The 20,504-nt window shown below is 42.3% G+C and carries 15 protein-coding genes; 2 read left to right on the top strand and 13 right to left on the bottom strand.

Features of this window, described 5'->3' with window-relative positions; translation table 11 throughout:
- Window positions 1–78: 78 nt before the first annotated feature.
- The 3 genes from IGI73_RS04470 to IGI73_RS04460 all read right to left on the bottom strand — a co-directional run bounded on the left by IGI73_RS04470 (window position 79) and on the right by IGI73_RS04460 (window position 4,083).
- Window positions 79–1,521: a glycoside hydrolase family 32 protein gene (locus tag IGI73_RS04470; RefSeq protein ID WP_428206488.1), complete on the bottom strand. Its 1,443-nt coding sequence runs from the start codon at window positions 1,519–1,521 to the stop codon at window positions 79–81.
- 43 nt (window positions 1,522–1,564) lie between these two features.
- Entirely contained in the window at window positions 1,565–2,941 is a 1,377-nt protein-coding gene (locus tag IGI73_RS04465) for a PTS transporter subunit EIIC (protein ID WP_015509272.1), read from the bottom strand.
- 146 nt (window positions 2,942–3,087) lie between these two features.
- Complete coding sequence (locus IGI73_RS04460) at window positions 3,088–4,083, bottom strand: LacI family DNA-binding transcriptional regulator (RefSeq protein WP_086338510.1); 996 nt, start codon at window positions 4,081–4,083, stop codon at window positions 3,088–3,090.
- A gap of 364 nt (window positions 4,084–4,447) precedes the next feature.
- Between IGI73_RS04460 and mazE the strand changes: the two genes are divergently transcribed.
- A complete protein-coding gene (gene mazE, locus IGI73_RS04455) occupies window positions 4,448–4,678 on the top strand; it encodes a type II toxin-antitoxin system PemI/MazE family antitoxin (RefSeq protein ID WP_074534981.1) in 231 nt (76 codons plus the stop codon).
- A gap of 283 nt (window positions 4,679–4,961) precedes the next feature.
- Here the strand turns inward: mazE and IGI73_RS04450 are convergent, their stop codons facing one another.
- The 5 genes from IGI73_RS04450 to IGI73_RS04430 all read right to left on the bottom strand — a co-directional run bounded on the left by IGI73_RS04450 (window position 4,962) and on the right by IGI73_RS04430 (window position 15,713).
- Window positions 4,962–5,303, bottom strand: a complete 342-nt coding sequence (locus tag IGI73_RS04450; protein ID WP_081343842.1) for a DUF7006 family protein — start codon at window positions 5,301–5,303, stop codon at window positions 4,962–4,964.
- Between the two features lie 176 nt (window positions 5,304–5,479).
- Window positions 5,480–11,368, bottom strand: a complete 5,889-nt coding sequence (locus IGI73_RS04445; RefSeq protein WP_438759114.1) for a MucBP domain-containing protein — start codon at window positions 11,366–11,368, stop codon at window positions 5,480–5,482.
- A gap of 519 nt (window positions 11,369–11,887) precedes the next feature.
- Complete coding sequence (locus IGI73_RS04440) at window positions 11,888–13,093, bottom strand: helix-turn-helix domain-containing protein (RefSeq protein WP_428206490.1); 1,206 nt, start codon at window positions 13,091–13,093, stop codon at window positions 11,888–11,890.
- Window positions 13,094–13,642: 549 nt separating this feature from the next.
- Window positions 13,643–14,953, bottom strand: coding sequence for an NCS2 family permease (locus IGI73_RS04435; protein ID WP_421758374.1), 1,311 nt, complete (start codon window positions 14,951–14,953; stop codon window positions 13,643–13,645).
- A 160-nt stretch (window positions 14,954–15,113) separates the two neighbouring features.
- The gene (locus IGI73_RS04430) at window positions 15,114–15,713 is read right to left on the bottom strand and encodes an NUDIX hydrolase N-terminal domain-containing protein (protein WP_115232071.1); all 600 of its coding nucleotides are present in this window, start codon (window positions 15,711–15,713) and stop codon (window positions 15,114–15,116) included.
- Window positions 15,714–15,902: 189 nt separating this feature from the next.
- On the opposite strand from IGI73_RS04430, the gene IGI73_RS04425 reads away from it, so the two are divergent.
- Window positions 15,903–16,907 (top strand): DUF389 domain-containing protein, encoded by a 1,005-nt coding sequence (locus IGI73_RS04425; protein WP_228095031.1) that lies wholly within the window; start codon window positions 15,903–15,905, stop codon window positions 16,905–16,907.
- Window positions 16,908–16,950: 43 nt separating this feature from the next.
- On the opposite strand, the gene IGI73_RS04420 is transcribed toward IGI73_RS04425, so the two are convergent.
- The 5 genes from IGI73_RS04420 to IGI73_RS04400 are packed head-to-tail and all read right to left on the bottom strand — an operon-like array spanning window position 16,951 to window position 20,501.
- Complete coding sequence (locus IGI73_RS04420) at window positions 16,951–17,577, bottom strand: kinase (RefSeq protein ID WP_428206491.1); 627 nt, start codon at window positions 17,575–17,577, stop codon at window positions 16,951–16,953.
- A complete protein-coding gene (locus IGI73_RS04415) occupies window positions 17,578–18,444 on the bottom strand; it encodes a class II fructose-bisphosphate aldolase (RefSeq protein ID WP_428206492.1) in 867 nt (288 codons plus the stop codon).
- Window positions 18,445–18,466: 22 nt separating this feature from the next.
- The gene (locus IGI73_RS04410; RefSeq protein ID WP_270787735.1) at window positions 18,467–18,859 is read right to left on the bottom strand and encodes a tetratricopeptide repeat protein; all 393 of its coding nucleotides are present in this window, start codon (window positions 18,857–18,859) and stop codon (window positions 18,467–18,469) included.
- Window positions 18,860–18,877: 18 nt separating this feature from the next.
- Window positions 18,878–20,167 (bottom strand): PTS sugar transporter subunit IIC, encoded by a 1,290-nt coding sequence (locus tag IGI73_RS04405; RefSeq protein ID WP_428206493.1) that lies wholly within the window; start codon window positions 20,165–20,167, stop codon window positions 18,878–18,880.
- A gap of 31 nt (window positions 20,168–20,198) precedes the next feature.
- Window positions 20,199–20,501: a PTS sugar transporter subunit IIB gene (locus tag IGI73_RS04400; protein WP_074932245.1), complete on the bottom strand. Its 303-nt coding sequence runs from the start codon at window positions 20,499–20,501 to the stop codon at window positions 20,199–20,201.
- Window positions 20,502–20,504: the final 3 nt, after the last annotated feature.

Raw genomic sequence — 20,504 nt, 5'->3', positions numbered from 1 at the left:
AAAAGCCAGAGAAAAAGCTGACTCTTGGGGGTGCAACAAGAAAAACCAACTGTTTGCTGTCGTTTTCGGATCGTTGCTTTAATTTTTCGCCAATGCCCAAGCATTGACACAAACCGTGCCGGTTCCGCTGAGAGCGATCGCCTCGGTCCGTTTGGGATACACGCGAGAGGTCAAACAATATTGCCCGCCATTTAGGAAGATCTCAATCGAAGACGTATCGACAAAAATCTGCAGCTGCGTCAGTTCATCGACCTTGACACTGCGCTGTTTACGACCGTAGCCAGAAACGCCATGATGGATCGTGAAGACACCAGCTTCATAAGCCAAAGTCGTATCTTGCAAAAGTCCAAGCTGGAACTGCTGCAATGGGGCTTCCGCCGTAACTTGCAACTCATATGCCAATTCACCGAAAGACAAGTGCTGCGGTTTCTCTGAAAGCACAATTTTTTGGCTGACTTGCTTGTCTCGCAATTTTTTAAATTCTGGCAAAGGTTGTTGATACAACTGGTCATTTTTGACCGAAAGCTGTCTTGGCAGCGTTGCGGCATGCTGCCAGCCGCGAGGGATCGTAGGATTGCTGTATTCAGGACTGGTATCCCCTAGCCCCATCCAGCCCCACAAGATCCGACGTTTCTGCTCATCTTCAAAGGTTTGCGGGGCATAGAAGTCAAACCCATAATCAAGTTCACGAAACGCAGAAGTTTCTTTAAACGTCAGGGTTTCCCAATCCACCTCACCGATCAGATACCCTGATTGATGAATATTTTGGTAGGCATGTTCTTTGGCTGCCAAGCCTTGCGGTGAGAAGACCAACACATCTTTGCCATCTAAATGGAAGTAGTCTGGGCATTCCCACATGTAGCCTAGAGCATAGTCCTCACCGAAAAAGATTCCTCGATAGGTCCATTCATTTAAATCCGTCGATTCATAAATCAAAATTTTGCCTTCGTTTTCCAACGTACGCGCGCCTAGCAGCATATAGTAGGTGTCTTCGTGGGCAAAAACCTTTGGGTCACGAATATGATCGGTAAATCCTTCAGGGTAGTCCTCATGAGGAATCACGACTTCTTGCTTTTCGACGGTATAGCCGTCTTTGCTGATTACATGGACCGTGTTTTGTTCTCGTCCACTAAAGGTATAGTCATGATCACCTGGATGTTTGACATTCCCAGTATAGAAGAAATGGATCGCGTCATTCTCGATAAAGGCAGAGCCCGAGTAGACCCCGTCTTTGTCATAGTCGTGTTCGGGAGAAAGAAACAGCGCTTCTTCTTGAAACGTGACATAATCCGTCGACGTTTTGTGTCCCCAGTGAGGTGGTTCCCCGCCATGGGGCGTTTGCGGTACATATTGATGGTAAAAATGAACCACGCCTTTGAATTGGCAAAGACCATTCGGGTCGTTCATCCATCCTGTTTCTGGCATCAAATGGTAGTTCAAGCGCCACGCATCAGCACTGATTTTTTCTGCTAAATCGTTTTGGGTTTGGGCAAGTTGTGCCCAGTATTCCTTCGTTAACAATGTGGTACCTCTTTTCTCTTGCCGATGAACAACAAGGGATTATTTATTGGTTCAACTCTTTGGCTAGCGGCTTGCGCTGCAATTGGACACCAGCAAAACCGACACCAAAGGCAATCAAAATCACGACAACGTATTTCAGCATGGCACCGAAATCTCCAGTATACAACAACAGTCCTGGAATAAAAGTGATGCCCATCCCAGTGGCAGCTAATTGGAAGACATACGTCGCAAACCCACCGACTGCGCCTCCCAGCATGCCTGCGCCAAAAATCCGCATCGAGCGTAAGTTGACCCCAAATAGTAAAGGTTCAGTGATCCCAAATAAGGTTGGAACCGCCGCACTGATGGCATTTGAGCGTTTGACTTTGTTTTTATAAATAAATGCCGCAGCAATCGCAGCCCCAAATTGTCCCGCCATACTTGCTGTACCTAAGACTTGTAGGACGTTTTCGCCTGTCGTATTCAATAACCCTAACTCAATAATACTTAACGAATGGTGCAATCCAGTGATTACGATCACTTGCTGAACCCCTCCGTAAATGATATAACCGATGCCCAATGGTGCTTGCACCAAGTAGACGATACTGTTGATGACTGCTCTTTCAGCTACTTGCAAGATTGGTCCTAACGCAAACAAAATCAAACCTAAAGTAATGACAATCGTTAAGAATGGTGTCACGATCAAGTCCATCATTTGCGGAACAAATTTACGGAACCATTTTTCTAGCTTAGAAACTAAGATCCCGACAATAATTGCTGGAAAAATCGACCCTTGATACCCAGAGATCGATAAACCGAATAAGTGCAATGGCTCTGCATCCCCGCTGGCAACTGCCCAAGCGTTCGGCAATTGCGGTGCCACCATCATCAATCCTACCACGATCCCAATGATCGGATTACCGCCGAATTTTTTCGTCGCACTATAGGCGATCAAAACAGGTAAAAAGGCAAACGCTGTATCCGTTAACATTTCAAACATAGCTAACCAGTCAGCACTATAAGTGACCCCCAACTCGGTCAATAATCCCCGAATCCCCATCAAAAGCCCCGTCGTTACCAAAGCTGGAATCAATGGCACCAAGACATCTGACAACGTGCGGACAACTTTTTGGACGGGTGACAGATTCGAATACACATCATCTTTGAAGCCAGCTTTATCAGCGGAGGCGTCATTGCCCATTTCTGCTGCGAAGGCTTGATAAACTTCATTGACTTTTCCTGTTCCAAAAATGAACTGATGCTGTCCCGTGTTGAAAAAATAGCCCTTGCTGCCCTCAACTGCTTCCGCTTTGTCTTTATCTACTAACTGATCGTCTTTCAAAATCAAGCGCAAACGTGTAGCACAGTGTTCAAAGTTTTTGACATTTTCTTTGCCGCCAACAGCTTCTAACACTTGGTCGATCGTTTTTTGTTCCTTCATTTTTCCCACTCCTTTGATCGTCGGTCCATTTGTGGAACCGGTTCTACATTTGTAGATTAACAGAAACCGTTTGCAATTGCAAGCAAAGAAAATAAAAAAACAGAACGCCGCAACTGGACGTCCTGTTTTCTCTAAAAATATTTGCTTTATTTCTCCTGCTTTTCACGCTTGGCAGTCGACTGTTTGACCACTAATCGATTCGGTAATTCGATCACCTCAGGAACCTCTTCCCCTTGCGTCAGTTTTTGGATCGTTAAGACGGCATCGATGCCTAATTGGACATAGGGATATTGGGTCGTTGTGATGGTCGGATAGACATAATCCGTCGAATCATAGCCTCCAAATCCGTTCAAGGAAAAGTCTTGCGGCACTTGATACCCTAGTTCATGGGCGGCTTTCAATACAGCAACAGCAATATTGTCGGTAGCACAGGCGATGTACGTTGCCGATTGATCTTTCAAGAACACAAGGGCTTTTTGGTACGTTTCTCTTCTTGAAAAGGACGTTTCGATAAAGTCGACTTTGACGTTGGGCGTTTGTGCCAAGACATCAAGAAATCCTTTTTTCCGCAAGACACCTACCGCATAATCATTTTCGCTGACACCAACAAATAAATAACGTCGGTGGCCAGCGCTGACTGCATATTCTGCCATGGTTTTGCCAGCTTGATAATCTTCATGGACGATGGAATGAATGCCTGCTAACTGTTGACCTAATAATAAAACAGGCATAGGAACCTCTGCCAGCACCGCTTGCAGCTGCGGCGTGATTTTGCGCGCAAACAGGATCATCCCTGCTACTTTTTGTTTGACCAGCATTTCGATATTTTCTAATTCCCGTTCATCGCTTTGATCAGAGTTGGTGATCAGCATTTGATAGCCGTTTTCCCGTGCCGTCGTATCGATCCCTTTCAACACATCATTTGTCGACGGTGAATTCAGTCGAGGAATGATCACGCCCAGCAATTTCGTGTCTTGGGCTTTCAGCGAACGAGCAAATGTATTGGGGCGATAGCCAGTTTCAGCAATGATCTGATCAATTTTTTTGCGCTTTTCTTCACTGATATAGCCATTGTTCAGATAGCGGGAAACCGTACTTTTCGCTACTCCCGCCTTTTCAGCAATGTCCTTGATCGTTGTCATGATTTCCCACCTTTGCGTTTTCTTTTATTATAACAATAACAGAAAGAAAAGCGCAGGTTTTGCGTGAAAATTGTTGGGTTGGGCGGTTTTGGAATGAAGTTTCACTTTTTCGTTGCTTTAATACCCTGGTCCTTGGTATGCCATAAATGATCCATCTAAAAAACTTCGTAATTCTGCTTAAAATCTAACATCTATTTTTCTGAGATGTTCATCCATCTTTTCAAACAATATTTCATTGCGGTTTCTTATCTATCTTATGTAAAATATGCTTTCAACTTTTGATGTGTTCAAAATACATTAAATCTCACTGTTGTCTTCTCCTTCCATAGTATTGCAAGGTATACTATCTCTAAGAGGTGATACTATGCTTATTACTAAATCAAGTCTACAAGGCAATTCCATCGTCGTTACGCTTCCTTCTGATAACGGAAAAAATCCTCCTGAAAACCAAGAATATATTGTTGTCTACGCAGAGGATGGGACGATCATTCTTGTTCCTAAAATTGAAGATCCTTTTAATGGTGGAGTGGAATCAGAGTTTTATGAAAAAGATGCGTGGGAAGACCTTTCATCTGAAGGGAAAATGATTTTTTAGTAACTAATGTTCAAACATACATTTCCAAAAAGCGACTATCGCTTGGATCGACTTTGCCCCTTCGGCTGGAAAGGAAATTCAAAAAAAAGACGTCCTGGCTTAGATATTTAACCGTTATTCGATTCTGATCATTTTTATAGCAAGCAGCATATAATAAAAAAACCAGCTAAGCTGCGCTTAACTGGTTTTTTCATTAGTAGAAATCGTACTTTAACTTTACTTTAAATCACCTCTACCCACGGTCCATCTTAACCCCGATGCTTTTTCGATAAGTTGCTATTTTTCAGCAGACATTAAATACTATTGAGTACTTCGTTTGCATACTAAGATCGTACCCACACAATTCTTTAAAATAATTTTGATAATCACTTTCAATAATTCTTATAATGTCGGCTTCTGAAAAATCCTCATACTTTGATAAATCAGCTAATAGACTCAGTTTCGCATCAATCCCAAGAATTTTAGGAAAAACCTTCCAAAACGTTTCCTTCGAAATTTCATCTATCAATTGATTTAACCGTTCCAGTTGTTTTTCTAAGTAGTCTTCCAGCATGTCTTTCTCTCTTGGCAGAGATCTAATCTCTTCTAGAAAATATTCGTTATATTCTTTTTTCGTCGAAAACATCAATTCAATTGAACTCCTTTCCGCTTTTTACTGATTATTACCACCTAAAATAAAAGTAAACCGTGATCCTCTTCATTTAGTGAATGATTTTTCTGAAGTTTTTTAGATTTGAGAAAGCAGCAAAACCTTCACGGGCTTTGCTGCTTTCTTTTTATATTGACTATTCTAAAAACTAATTATCTTGTTTTTTTCTTCTTGTCAAAGATAATGAAAATGGCAAATAACAGTAGTAGTGATCCAACAATGATCATGATTCGTTGTCCAACCATCGCTTCCCCAGTATTGGGAAGTTTTGGATCGTTAGAATCTTCCTTCTCATTTTCTGGATTCTCTTTTTCAGGTGTATTTTGCCCACCGTTATTTTCTTCTTTATGATAGACATAAATCACTTCTTGCACGTCATTTGTAAACGTTCCAGATGCGTTATCTGGTATTTCCTTCACGGTCCAACCAGAAATTTCTTTTGGCTTACTCTCGTATGATAGACCGACTTTTCCACTTAGAATCGTTGGTTCCGACAGTTGATTCCCTTCGGTGTCTTCATATTTGACTGTTACAGGTGCCGCATCCGAACGGTCATAGACATAGACCACTTCTTGCGCTTCTTTTCCGAAAATTCCATGAGCATTGCTTGGTGTCTCTGGAACATACCAGCCTGGAATTTCTTTCGGTTCGCTTTCGTATGGCAGACCAACTTTCCCGCTTAGAATCGTTGGTTCCGACAGTTGATTTCCTTCGCCATCTTCATACTTGACCGTCACTGGTGCCGCATCCGAACGATCATAGATATAGATTACTTCTTGCGCTTCTTTTCCGAAAATTCCATGAGCATTGCTTGGCGTTTCTGGCACATACCACCCATGGATTTCTTTTGGTTCACTTTCATATGGCAGACCAATTTTTCCGCTTAGAATCGTTGGTTCTGACAATTGATTTCCTTTGTCATCTTCATATTTGACTGTTACAGGTGCTGCATCTGAACGGTCATAGACATAGACCACTTCTTGCGCTTCTTCAGTAAACGTTCCATGAGCATTGCTTGGCATTTCTGGCACATACCACCCTGGAATTTCTTTTGGTTCGCTCTCGTATGGCAACCCAACTTTTCCGCTTAGAATCGTTGGTTCTGACAATTGATTTCCTTCGGCATCCTCATATTTGACTGTCACGGGTGCTGCATCCGAACGGTCATAGACATAGACCACTTCTTGCGCTTCTTCAGTAAACGTTCCATGAGCATTGCTTGGCATTTCTGGCACATACCACCCTGGAATTTCTTTTGGTTCGCTCTCGTATGGCAACCCGACTTTCCCTCTTAATATCGTTGGCTCCGAAAGTTGTTTTCCTTCAGTGTCCTCATACTTGACTGTCACTGGTGCCGCATCTGAGCGATCGTAAACATAGAGCACTTCCTGTGGCTCTTCGCTAAAAATTCCATGAGCATTGCTTGGCATTTCTGGCACATACCAACCTGGAATTTCTTTGGGTTCGCTCTCGTATGGTAGACCAACTTTTCCGCTTAAAATCGTAGGTTCCGACAGTTGGTTTCCTTCGGTGTCTTCATACTTGACCGTCACTGGTGCCGCATCCGAACGATCATAGATATAGATTACTTCTTGCGCTTCTTTTCCGAAAATTCCACGGGCATTGCTTGGTGTTTCTGGTACATACCAGCCTGGAATTTCTTTTGGTTCGCTCTCGTATGGTAAGCCAACTTTCCCGCTTAAGATCGTTGGTTCCGACAGTTGATTTCCTTCGGTATCTTCATACTTGACCGTCACTGGTGCCGCATCGGAGCGATTGTAAACATAGATTACTTCCTGTGGGTCTCCGCTAAAAATTCCATGAGCATTGCTTGGTGTTTCTGGCACATACCACCCTGGAATTTCTTTTGGTTCGCTTTCGTATGGTAAGCCAACTTTTCCGCTTAAAATCGTAGGTTCCGAAAGTTGGTTTCCTTCGCCATCTTCATATTTGACGGTTATAGGTGCCGCATCCGAGCGGTCGTAAACATAGATCACTTCCTGTGGGTCTTCGCTAAAAATTCCACGAGTATTGCTTGGCATTTCTGGAACATACCACCCATGGATTTCTTTTGGTTCACTTTCATATGGCAGACCAATTTTTCCGCTTAGAATCGTTGGTTCTGACAATTGATTTCCTTTGTCATCTTCATATTTGACTGTTACAGGTGCTGCATCTGAACGGTCATAGACATAGACCACTTCTTGCGCTTCTTCAGTAAACGTTCCATGAGCATTGCTTGGTGTTTCTGGCACATACCACCCTGGAATTTCTTTTGGTTCGCTTTCGTATGGCAGACCAACTTTTCCGCTTAGAATCGTTGGTTCCGACAGCTGATTCCCTTCGGTATCCTCATACTTAACTGTTACGGGTGCTGCATTCGAGCGGTCGTAAACATAGATCACTTCCTGTGGATCTTCGCTAAAAATTCCACGAGCATTGCTTGGCGTTTCTGGAACATACCACCCATGGATTTCTTTTGGTTCACTTTCATATGGCAGACCAATTTTTCCGCTTAGAATCGTAGGTTCTGACAATTGATTTCCTTTGTCATCTTCATACTTGACCGTCACTGGTGCCGCATCCGAACGATCATAGATATAGATTACTTCTTGCGCTTCTTTTCCGAAAATTCCATGAGCATTGCTTGGTGTTTCTGGCACATACCACCCTGGAATTTCTTTTGGTTCGCTTTCGTATGGTAAGCCGACTTTTCCGCTTAAAATCGTAGGTTCCGACAGTTGATTTCCTTCGGTGTCTTCATACTTGACTGTCACTGGTGCCGCATCCGAACGATCATAGATATAGATTACTTCTTGCGCTTCTTTTCCGAAAATTCCATGAGCATTGCTTGGTGTTTCTGGCACATACCACCCTAGAATTTCTTTTGGTTCGCTTTCGTATGGTAAGCCAACTTTTCCGCTTAAAATCGTAGGTTCCGAAAGTTGGTTTCCTTCGCCATCTTCATACTTGACTGTCACTGGTTCCGCATCGGAGCGGTCATAGACATAGACCACTTCTTGCGCTTCTTTTCCGAAAATTCCACGAGCATTGCTTGGTGTCTCTGGCACATACCACCCTGGAATTTCTTCCGGTTCGCTTTCATATGGCAGACCAACTTTTCCGCTTAGAATCGTTGGTTCTGACAATTGATTCCCTTCGATATCCTCATGCTTAACTGTTACAGGTGCCGCATCCGAGCGGTCGTAAACATAGATCACTTCCTGTGGGTCTTCGCTAAAAATTCCACGAGTATTGCTTGGCATTTCTGGCACATACCACCCTGGAATTTCTTTTGGTTCGCTTTCGTATGGCAGACCAACTTTTCCGCTTAAAATCGTAGGTTCTGATAGTTGATTTCCTTCGGTGTCTTCATATTTGACTGTTACGGGGGCTGCATCCGAACGGTCATAGATATAGATTACTTCTTGCGCTTCTTCAGTAAACGTTCCAGACACATTGCTTGGCATTTCTGGCACATACCAGCCTGGAATTTCTTTTGGTTCGCTCTCGTACGGCAGACCAACTTTTCCGCTTAAAATCGTTGGTTCTGATAGTTGATTTCCTTCGGTGTCTTCATATTTGACTGTTACGGGGGCTGCATCCGAACGGTCATAGATATAGATTACTTCTTGCGCTTCTTCAGTAAACGTTCCATGAGCATTGCTTGGTGTTTCTGGCACATACCACCCTGGAATTTCTTTTGGTTCGCTTTCGTATGGTAAGCCAACTTTTCCGCTTAAAATCGTAGGTTCCGAAAGTTGGTTTCCTTCGCCATCTTCATATTTGACGGTTATAGGTGCCGCATCCGAGCGGTCGTAAACATAGATCACTTCCTGTGGGTCTTCGCTAAAAATTCCACGAGCATTGCTTGGCATTTCTGGAACATACCACCCATGGATTTCTTTGGGTTCGCTCTCGTATGGCAGACCAACTTTTCCGCTTAAAATCGTTGGTTCTGATAGTTGATTTCCTTCGGTGTCTTTATATTTGACTGTTACGGGGGCTGCATCCAAACGGTCATAGATATAGATTACTTCTTGCGCTTCTTCAGTAAACGTTCCATGAGCATTGCTTGGTGTCTCTGGCACATACCACCCCGGAATTTCTTTTGGTTCGCTCTCGTATGGCAACCCAACTTTCCCTCTTAATATCGTTGGCTCCGAAAGTTGTTTTCCTTCAGTATCCTCATACTTGACTGTCACTGGTGCCGCATCTTTATGTTCTATTTTTTCCCAAATATAGGTTCCTGGAATGGTTCCGTCATATAAGTCCATAAAATCAAACGAGGATTCATAAACCATTGGTACACTTGGCTCATTCCCATAAGCATCTTCTTTTTGTATCCACCTGCCAGTATATCCGTTCTCAATAAGAATCTCTGGTAAACGAGTAGACGTAGAAAAGATCGAATGCTCGCCTACTACTAGTTCGTTCAATTGTTTCGCGTCTAAAAACATCTGAGCCATACTTTCCACTATCGATGTGTCGAAATTTGATACATCAAGCTTTTCTATGGCTGATTCGCGAAACATCCACCACATATTGGTTACTTTCGCGGTATTCCAATTTGACAGATCTAAGTTTTTCAATGCTCTTGTATACTGGAACATTTCTCTAATATCAGTGACATTTTCAGTATTCCAGTTGGATACATCGAGAGAAGTTAAAGAATGAGTGGAGGCAAACATGTTTCTCATATCAGTTACGCTAGATGTATCCCAATTGCTAACACTAAATTCAGTTGGTACCCGTACTCCGCTGAACATATACGCCATATTTGTTACTTTGTTTGTTTTCCAATTGCTTGTATCAAGTGATGTCAATCTTGAAGCATTTCTAAACATGCTTAACATGCTCGTCACATTCTCTGTATTCCAATTAGATACGTCCAGAACTTCTAAATGAGGTAAGTTCTCAAACATCCAATTCATATTTGTTACATTAGATACATTCCAGTTTGAAACATCTAATTGACTCAGTGAACTATTTCCTCTATTGAATCCTCCAGCAAACATGCCATCCATCCGTTCTACTTTAGAGACATTCCAGTTGGATACATCCAAAGAGGTCAAATTCTTCTTTCCCCCAAACATATACCTCATATCTGTTACATTTCCTGTCTTCCATTTAGATACATCCAAAACAGTTAACGGTGTTACTGGGCTAGCAGGATTATCTAATTCTCTGAACATTTCTGCCATGTTTGTAACATTTGAAGTGTCCCAGTTAGACACATCTAACTCTTCCAAACCATAAGCATATCTAAACATGGCGAACATGTTAGTAACTTTAGAAGTGTCCCAGTTCGAAACGTCCACTTTTTTTAATTTTGGTAATCTAGCAAACATGCTTGCCATTGTCGTCACTTGGGAAGTATTAAAATTATTCCCATTTTCTATAATCATAAGCTCACTTAAATCACTGAATAAAACCGCAGAATTTACTGGCAACAATACTGGTGCCTTAACAACGATTTGTGTCACAGACGTGTAGGTTTTCCAAGGCGCAGTTGCAACGGTACCCGCATTTCCTTCTTCTAACACAATTGTTTTCGTTTCTTCATCCCACGTCCACGGAACAGTTCCCCATACGCCTTCCACATTTTCATCTGACTCTTCATGACTGTCTTCCTTACTACTGTCTTCTGCACTACTATCTACTGATTCTTCATGACTGTCTTCTGTACTACTATCTAATGTAGCTTCAGTGGAGCTTTCAGATGAAGATCTTTCAGATGAATCTGCCTCTATACCACTGTCTGTTTCGGTATGTTCCCCAGATCCATTGGTACTTATGTTTTCTTCAGTTGCTGTCGACGGTTGATCGTCTTCTATCAATTGCCTTTCTTCATAACGATCTGCATTTCCATCCGCCAATTCACTTAGAAACCCTTCAGCAACAGAAACATCCGTCATTTTCAAATTATTTTCTAAGCTGTCGTTTTGAGAGCCATCCTTTACTGTATTAGCAAATACAGTGAGCGGTTGTCCTAGAGTCATTGCAATGACCAACATTATGTAACCTAACTTGCGTATCACTTCCCTAACACTCCTTTTCTTTTTAACGTAAACTTCTTGAAACATGAAAAATAATTATTCATGCAGACACTGCCGAATTGGTAGAATAATCTATCACGAGCTTGGAAGTTCTAAACAAAAGTATATAAGGATGTTTTTTAATAAAAAAATCATGTTTTTCACCCTAGGGGGAAATTAAGTATAAAAAAACCTATGCAAAAGGCTTTCTTTCCTTCTGAATAGGTAAAAAATAGGGTTATTATTTTAATTATTTTATAAGTTCGAACATTTTTGGTTCGATCGTTTTGAATAAGAGTTCCCAATCTTGTTTATCTGGAATTGTTTTCAATAATAGGCAGTTGGTGCTCACCTTATACTCTGACAAGTATTCACTGTAGTTTGTCACAATTAAATCAATATCTTCTTGGTTTAAGAATTCTTCCGTCAAAGCTGGAATCGTAATAAAAAAGATTTGATGACGATCACCAAAGTATTGATATACTCGCGATCTTATCAATTGACAGACATACAGATCGCCTTCTAATAAAAAACAATTCTCTTGCTTTTGTACAAATACTGTTCTTTCAATCTTTCTCCCAGCAAAGTTAAGCTCGTCGTAATATCTTCCAAAAAGTCTTCTGTTATTCCTGATTCACCGAAAAAGGAGCGCAGAAAGTGATGATTGTTGATGTATGATTCTTTGCATTCATGTTTTGTTTTCTCTATGATTTCTGACATTATTCTATTTTGAACTGGTGAAATTAGATGATTCACGTACCTAGAAAGGAAGAACGCACGATAGATCCATAAAATTTCTGATGTATACAACTCAGGCGAGCAATTCTTGAGATAGTTTTCAGTTAAATGAGCAAAAGAATCAATGCGCTGCAATTGCTTACAGAATACCTTATCTTGGTCTATTTGATCAAAAGGCCGTTTGGCAATCGTTACTAAAAATAGCCAACAGAGCTCATCTGCACATAATTCCACTTGATAGATCTTTTGAATTCTTTGCTGAATCAAGAATAAATTAAGAAAATCCTTGTTATTCCTAACACTCTTGTAAAGATTTGTTGGTACATTGATCCTCTTTCCCTGACGTACTCGCTCGATAGCAATATATAAATTATAGTAAAATTCATTTGGAGAAGTACCTGTACCAATCGTAATTTCCTTGATTTTAGATAAAAAAGTTTGATAGATCAATTCATGAATCTCTTTTGGAGGAACCAACGTATGAGGGGTCATTTCCCCTTCATAGTAAAAATCTTTGAAAAACTTTCGGATGGTTGCTTCATCGCCTTTTAAATCAATGGGAGTGAGTGATAGTTTTAATCCGTATTCTTTAAGAACCGGCTCAATTTGTCTCAAATAGCGTCGAAATGACGTTTCTGATATGTGAAATCGGTCAATTAATTCCGCTACGTCCTCTAGCTCTCCATAGAAAACGTTTCCCAATAATTCAAACAAAATTTCATTTTGCAATAGTTTTTCTTTTTGTTCAATAAATCGAAGGAAGTTCTTTTTTTCGAAAAGGTACCCATTGTTCGTTGAAACAATATGCGCACTATCAGAAAAATACTCCTTTAGCTTATTTATATCAGTTAAAATCGTCCGTTCTGAAACCTCATTTAGTTTAGCTAATTGACCCTTAGTCGCTTTTTGTGTCCGCTCAAAAAGATTCAATATACGAAACCAGCGAATAGTTGTTGGATCAACAATAAACTTTAACTGCAGATCTTTCATCCTAACACCTCCCAACTTTATAGAAAATCATACCATGTATTTTTAACCCATAATCATTTTTTCATTCCTTTTCTAACTTACTACATTTTCTCAATGATGTGAACGTCACTTGTAAATGAATATTTTTTTGCTATTGATCAAAGACTCTAGTTAAAAAATCTCGAAACGATTACTGCTGAAAAGAAGGCGTTATTTATCTAATCTAAGCAAAGAACAAATGAAGTAAGAAAACCTATACAAAATCAGCTACGCCAAACCTTTTCCTTTTGCATGTGCTATCATTTGATTGAAGAAAATTATAAGTTAGAATCAATGATTCGTTTTTTTAAATCAGAATAAAACCATATGAATGTTAGGTAAAAATAGATTGCCTTAACCACTCCTCGTATTTGTAAAAAATGAAAAAAACTACTATTCAGCATCCATCGCTTTAATAAACACTGTTTTACTTTTTCAGTTTGTATTTATCAACTCTTATTCTCAATACAAAAAAAACAGCTAAGCCACAAGCTTAACTGTTCTTTCTTTTATAATTGATAAACGTCTCTCTCACACATTCAAAATCCACATAAACCCAAGAAAGACAAAGAACAAGCCGTACATGATTGGTGAGACTTCTTTGCCACGTTTGGCTGCTAACATGGTGATTGGGTAAAAGATGAAGCCCAAGGCGATCCCATCGGAGATGCTGTAGGTCAACGGCATGCCTAGTAGAATCAAGAAGGCTGGGATTGCGATTTCCATTTCGTGCCATTTGATTTCTCGCAGCGATTGTGCCATTAGCACACCTACAACGATCAGTGCTGGTGCGGTCACTTGGGAAGTGACTACGGATAGCAATGGTGAAAAGAACAAGCCGAACAAGAACAAAACTCCAGTCGTCACGGCAGTCAAGCCAGAGCGACCGCCCACGGCGATCCCAGCGGAGGATTCGACATATGCGCCTACTGGTGAGGTCCCTAATAAAGAACCAGCGAGCATGGCGGTGGAGTCAGAAGCAAGTGCTTTGCCGACCCGCGGCATTTTGTTGTCTTTCATAAAGCCCGCTTGATTGGCAAGTCCCACCAAGGTGCCTGCCGTATCAAAGAAAGTGACGAGTAAGAAAGTCAGTACTACGACCCACATTTGCAGGGAGTTGATGTCTCCTACATGGTTTAGCGCCACTAAGAATGTGGAAGAAATACTCGGTGCAGCAGAAACGATACTGGATGGTGCTTGGATCAAGCCAGTCAAAAGACCTAAAACAGTTGTTGCGGCCATCCCGATAAAAATTCCACCAGGAACTCTGCGAACCATCAAGACGGCAGTGATCACTAAACCAAAAATCGTCAGCCACGTTGTACCGACACTCAATGAACCTAGTGCCACAAGGGTCGAATCGTCGGAAACGATGATCCCGCCTTCGCTCAATCCCAAAAAGGCGATGAACAGACCGATCCCCCCAGAGATGGCGTATTTTAAATCAGCAGGAATCGCATCAATGATCAGCTCCCGTAATTTGAAGATCGTGATCACGATGAAAATCAGTGATGCCACAAACACACCCGCTAATGCTGTTTGCCATGGAACCCCCATTCCAATACAGACTGAATAAGAAAAGAAGGCGTTGATCCCTAATGCGGGTGCCGTAGCGATCGGGTATTTTGCTAAAACCCCCATCAAGATACAGCCCAATGCGCTGGCTAACGCCGTTGCCGTAAAGACGGCACCTTCGTCCATCCCAGATGCCCCAAGGACCGTTGGATTGACGAATAAAATATAGGCCATCGAGATAAAGGTGGTAAAACCAGCTAAGATTTCTCGTTTGACCGTTGTTTGTAAGGCATCCAGCCCAAAAAAGGAATTGATTTGATTCTTCATTTTTACTCCTCCAGCAATCAAGCAAAGGTGTCGTCATTGCTTGATTTTTTATAATGAAAACGACGAAATCAATCATAAACCAACTTTATCTGCAAGTAAATATTATCCAGTTAAAAAAACCAATAAAACGCTTTTTCCAACATCTTACCCTTAGCTGTTTCTAATCAACGTGTAACGACTTCTCATTCACCAATTGCTCCAGTTGTTCCTTGGTGGTGCGCTTGATGGAAAGCTTCGGCAGCTCCTTCAACGAAAAGTAATCGCTGTTGGAGGTTTCACTGTTTTTGATGAAGTCCCCTGCCAAAACATCACAGGCAAAGACCAGCTTATAGTATTGGAACACTTGCGGAATGTCTGGTCTTAGATTCGTATCAAAAATTGCTCGCAGCTCCTTGACCTCAACGAGCAAGCCAGTTTCTTCCAGCACTTCTTTTTTGATGTTTTCCCGTGGCGTCAAGCCAATTTCTGCATAGCCTCCTGGCAGTGACCATTCTTTCGTCAGGCTGTCTTCCACCAGCAAGATTTTTTCGCCTTTTTGGATCAATGCTCGTACATCGACTTTTGGCGTAGGATAGCCCTCATTTTTTTCTGTTAAAAGGGTCAACGCAGCTGCGTCTTGATCCACGACGGTACTCATCAAATGCAATGCCAACTCTTTGATCTCTTGGTAACGTTCCTTATCGTACACATCTTTGCCATAGTACAAACCTGCTTCAGCGATCGATAACAGGCGTTTGTATTGCGCAAAATAATCTTTCATCCATTCCCCACCTTTTCCATTTCTCTGATATGCTTCTTATTCTAGAGGAAATCGGCGGTTTTGCAAAAGATTGGCAACCCAATCATTGAATTCTCGTTGCTGCCATCGCCTAATAAACGCAGATTTTTGTAAAATCAGCCGATTTAAGGGACAATGAAAAGAGCAGAACGATTTTTCTCAGAAAGGATGATGAAGGTGAACTTAACGCCTGATTTAGTTTCCAAAGAACAATTGATTGGAAAAATTCAAAAAGATATGGACCAAACGATGCTCGTCTATGCACTTTTAGTTTGTGCAACACTGATTGCTTCGATTGGTTTGAACTACAACTCTACGACAACGATTATCGGGGCGATGTTAATTTCGCCACTTTTAAATGGGATCAACGGGATCGGCTTTGGTTTAGGTCTTTCCCACTTGCGCTTAGTCAAAAAAGGGCTGCTGGTCTTTAGCATCCAAGTCATCATCGTACTTATCATCTCATTTGCCTTTTTCTTACTCACGCCAGTCAAAGACACAACCCCTGAGATCATCACCCAAACATCTGCGACGATTTGGGATATTTGCGTCGCATTGATCGGTGGTTCCGCACTGGCTTTTGCCAAAGTCAGAGGCCGCGACAACGATGTCATTATCGGTGTCTCCATCGGGACGTCCCTGATTTTGCCGCTTTGTGTGACGGGTTATGGGCTGTCGATCAAAGACTATTCGATTTCATGGGAGTCTGCTCAACTCTTCTTCACCAATTCCTTTTTGATTTGTTTTTCCTTGTTCATTACCATCTGGCTGTTGCAGTATGGGGATTTTCGTCATCAAAAATGGTGGAAGTTTGCCGTGGTTGCCTTACCGATCACGGTCATTGGGAGTTTCTTCGTTTATACGACGATCCAAACGACCATCGTGGAATACCATGCCAAGCGTTTTGTAGAAGCCAAACTGGGGGAACATTATTTGCTGGAGCAAACACTTAATGAGCAGAAACAATCCCTTGAATTAAAACTCGTCGGTGAACCACTCTCGAAACAAGCGGTCGCGCAGCTTGAAGCAAGTCTTGAAAACTATGCTTTGCCCGACTACCAGCTCAAGGTCAATGTCTATTCCGCCAATAAAGAGGGGCAATTTGATGCCAAAGTATTAGCCGAAATCCTCCAAGTCCAAAACCAAGGAACTTCGAAATTTTTGGGCTTAGACTAAAAAAACAGGCGCTGCCCTTTTCAGGTGTAGCGCCTGTTTTTCTTCAATTTAAGTCATTGAGTTGTTCAGCGATTCTCTCGATCAACGGGCGATAATCCACTTGCTCGTAATCTTCCACATTGACTTCGATAAGCACTCCTAACTGAAAGTCATCGTAACGGCGATCAGTGATGATTTGCCGAAACGCTTCTTTGGTTATATGGTTGGTTGCAGCTTGTCTATCTTCCAGTACATCCCCGTAATGGTACCGTTCCATAATAAAACTCAGATGGCGGTCATCCGCTCGATCACGTAAGTAACGTCTTTCCCATAAGGTTTCAAAAGAAGCAGTCAAGCGAATGGTCAAGCACTCATAACCATAGCTTTGGGCGAGAAAAGTTAGCAATGGCTTCTGTTTTTCACTAAAAGGGTATTCCGAGACCACCAAGCGTTTTCCTAAAGACATGTACAAGCCCAATGCCTGATAGTAAAAAGGCCAAACATACTGCTTTTCGATCTGGGCTTTTTCTGCCAATGAATCAAAGCCGAGGGATTCGGCATAGCACTCTTTGATTTCATCTGGCGTAAGAGCGAAAAGATCAGGAAAACGTTTCTTCAACAGATTCAGTAAATAACTTTTTCCAGTTCCAGGGCTGCCTGCCAATAAAACAAGCATCTTTTTGCGTACCATCTATTTGCCGATCGCAGTCGGCGCTTTCGTATTCATGAAAAGGCCGATCTTGTGCTTGACGATTTCTTTGATGGCTTCATTGGATGGGATCACGTTGTGGCGCAAAGATTTGTTGACTTCCGTTGCCCCAAAATTTTCTTTCGCAATCTTCGTCCAATTGACCAACAATTCAGTACCTACATTAAACTTGCGAATGCCGTTATTGATCAATTCGGGATAATCTTCTTCTTTGACGCCAGTTCCTCCATGAATGACTAGCGGCACGTCGACGACTGCATGGATCTCCTTCAATAACTCAACATTCACTTCGGTTTTTGAGCGGAATTGACCGTGATTGGTTCCGATAGCGATGGCTAGCGCATCGACGCCAGTAGCAGCAACAAATTCTACCGCATCTTCTGGGCGTGTGAAGACTTTATCGTCTTCTTCCACATGAATGCCTTCTTCTGTGCCGCCGATCGTTCCTAGTTCTCCTTCGACGGACACCCCATTAGCATGAGCGTATTCGACGACTGCGCGCGTTTTCAAAATGTTTTCTTTGAAGGGCAAATGCGAGCCATCATACATCACCGAGCTATAGCCGCTATCAATCGCCGCTTTGATCTCATCGAAATCTCTGGCATGATCCAAATGCAAGACAGCATCTACTAGCTCGTGATCGGCAATTGTTTTGACGACATTGACCAAGACATCATAGCCGATGTATTTCGCCGTATCGATACTTGTTTGAATGATGATGGGTGCCCCCATCTCTTTGGCTGCCCGCAGCATACTTGGCAGCATTTCTAAATTATGGGTATTAAAAGCCCCCACTGTAAAATTCAATGCTTCTGCTGTTTTCGTTACTTCTTTTAATGTTGTATACATCCTTGATTCCACCTCGTCTAGTTTAATTGCCGCTGATCGTAAGTTGTTTGGCGATTTGCCGCATTTCTTCCATTTTGTCCATGTAATAGTCGATCTTTGCATCGTCGCCGTTTCGTGCGGCGGCGGCACGCTGAGCATTGTAAAGGGACATCAGTTTTTTGTAGCCGTCCCCGATCGATTTTTTCGCCTGCAAGCTTTTTTCCAATGCGTTGATCGCTTCTTCTGTGCGGGAAAGTTTTGCCTGCGCTAAGCCTAACGCTTCATACAATTTTGCTTGTTCGTCGATGTCGGTTTCTGCTTGCAACTGACTTTCTAGATTTGCAATAAGCGCTTCTGCCTCTTGGCTTTCTTCAGCGGTCAAAGGAACCGCTGGTGTTTCTGTGGGCTTTTTTTCTTTTTTGAAAAAAGAGAACATGCGTCTTCCTCCTAGCGATTAAAAGTTTTTCAATAAGGGACTGATGATCCAAGCATATAGCAAGGCTGCCGTAACGGTATCCACATCAGTTGCCGTAGCGTTAACAAAGCCCATTTGATTGAAGATCGTTACAAGTAGGGCTGGCAGTAACGTAATGAAGAAGCCGTGAAAGATCCCTCCGATGATCGCCCCTCGACGTCCACCGACCGCATTGCCGAAGATCCCAGCGGTACCGCCTGCAAAGAAGTTCGTCAGCATCCCTGGCAAGATCATCGCCAAGCCAAAGACTGGTAAAACGAACATGGCGATGACTGTCCCAATCGTTGTAGTAATGAAGCCTAAAATAACTGCATTTGGGCTATATGGGAAGAATACTGGGCAATCGAGTGCTGGTTTTGCATCAGGCACCAATTTCATGGCGATCCCACGAAACGCAGGGACGATCTCGCCTAAGAGCAACCGAACGCCAGCTAGCAAAACATAGACCCCAACCACGAATTGAATGGCTTGCAAGAAGGCATACATGATGTAATTTTGATCACCAGAGAGCGTAGAAGCAAAGGTTTCTCCAGCAAACAAGACCGTCACGATATACAGTGGAACCATCACGACCATGACAGAAAGATAGGTATCTTGTAAAAATTCAAAAGAACGTGGCAGTTTAATGTCTTCGATCGATTTTTTCTTCTCGCCTCTTTCTCCAAACAGATAGGCAACGCCTGCTTCAAAGAGGTAGCCGATCGTACAGAAATGTCCGAGAGCAATGTCGTCTGACCCAGTGACTTTGCGGATGATGGGCTGAGCCATCGCTGGCATCGCTACGGCAAAGATCGCCCCAATCAACCCACCGACAAGAATCAAGACAACGCCCCGTAAACCAGCGAAATAGCCAAAGACCGTCGTCATGGTCGCCATCCATAAAATGGCTTGACCCGTTAAGAAGATATATTTCCATTTTGTAAAGCGTGCCAATAAAATATTAAAAACAAAGATGGCTAAAAATGTCAGCGCTATGTCCCGACCCAAGCCCAACTCATTCATCGCTTGCCCGTTGATGGCTTCGATGGAAGGAATTATGCCTTGCATGTCGAATCCTTCTATGAAAATCTCGCCGAAATAGGTCAAACTACCGACGATGATGCTAGAACCAGCGCTTAAAACCTGGAAGCCCAATAGCGTCTTCAAACTTCCTGAAATGACTTGACCTGCTGACTTTTTCTGAAGCAGCAGCCCTAACATCGCGATCAAAGCGATCGTGATCGATGCCTGCGTTAAAATATTATCAATGATAAAATTGATGATGCCCATTTTTTCAAACTCCCTTCGTCATGCCTCTTCCTTACAGTGCGCCTTTTTCCTTTAATACTGGAGTGATTTTTTCTTCGATTTCTGGTTTGGAAACGATGTTGCGTAAATAAATGATTGCGGTTGTCGGGTCCAAGGCAAACTTTTCAAATTGCGTTCGGAAATTCTCTGCCGTAATGATGATGTCTGGTTTCATTGATACCGCTGATGAGATATCGACATGATCCAATTTCGCCTCCACTCCTAATTTCGTTAAGACATCTTCTGTTGACATCTGAGCCGCAAAGCTGCTGCCAAGACCTGCACCGCATACGAATAAGATCGATAATTTGTTCATGAT

The organism is Enterococcus sp. DIV0755f (assembly GCF_051713725.1).
Lineage (GTDB): Bacteria > Bacillota > Bacilli > Lactobacillales > Enterococcaceae > Enterococcus_D > Enterococcus_D casseliflavus.
This window is presented reverse-complemented; position numbering and strand designations above follow the sequence as displayed.

What these genes read in the sequence shown, in the direction of transcription:
- IGI73_RS04425 (WP_228095031.1), top strand. Translation starts at nt 15,903, where the DNA reads ATGAAGGTGAACTTAACGCCTGATTTAGTTTCCAAAGAACAATTGATT.
- IGI73_RS04405 (WP_428206493.1), bottom strand. Translation starts at nt 20,167, where the DNA reads ATGGGCATCATCAATTTTATCATTGATAATATTTTAACGCAGGCATCG.
- IGI73_RS04410 (WP_270787735.1), bottom strand. Translation starts at nt 18,859, where the DNA reads ATGTTCTCTTTTTTCAAAAAAGAAAAAAAGCCCACAGAAACACCAGCG.
- IGI73_RS04450 (WP_081343842.1), bottom strand. Translation starts at nt 5,303, where the DNA reads ATGTTTTCGACGAAAAAAGAATATAACGAATATTTTCTAGAAGAGATT.
- IGI73_RS04465 (WP_015509272.1), bottom strand. Translation starts at nt 2,941, where the DNA reads ATGAAGGAACAAAAAACGATCGACCAAGTGTTAGAAGCTGTTGGCGGC.
- IGI73_RS04400 (WP_074932245.1), bottom strand. Translation starts at nt 20,501, where the DNA reads ATGAACAAATTATCGATCTTATTCGTATGCGGTGCAGGTCTTGGCAGC.
- IGI73_RS04420 (WP_428206491.1), bottom strand. Translation starts at nt 17,577, where the DNA reads ATGGTACGCAAAAAGATGCTTGTTTTATTGGCAGGCAGCCCTGGAACT.
- IGI73_RS04440 (WP_428206490.1), bottom strand. Translation starts at nt 13,093, where the DNA reads ATGAAAGATCTGCAGTTAAAGTTTATTGTTGATCCAACAACTATTCGC.
- IGI73_RS04435 (WP_421758374.1), bottom strand. Translation starts at nt 14,953, where the DNA reads ATGAAGAATCAAATCAATTCCTTTTTTGGGCTGGATGCCTTACAAACA.
- IGI73_RS04430 (WP_115232071.1), bottom strand. Translation starts at nt 15,713, where the DNA reads ATGAAAGATTATTTTGCGCAATACAAACGCCTGTTATCGATCGCTGAA.
- IGI73_RS04415 (WP_428206492.1), bottom strand. Translation starts at nt 18,444, where the DNA reads ATGTATACAACATTAAAAGAAGTAACGAAAACAGCAGAAGCATTGAAT.
- IGI73_RS04460 (WP_086338510.1), bottom strand. Translation starts at nt 4,083, where the DNA reads ATGACAACGATCAAGGACATTGCTGAAAAGGCGGGAGTAGCGAAAAGT.
- mazE (WP_074534981.1), top strand. Translation starts at nt 4,448, where the DNA reads ATGCTTATTACTAAATCAAGTCTACAAGGCAATTCCATCGTCGTTACG.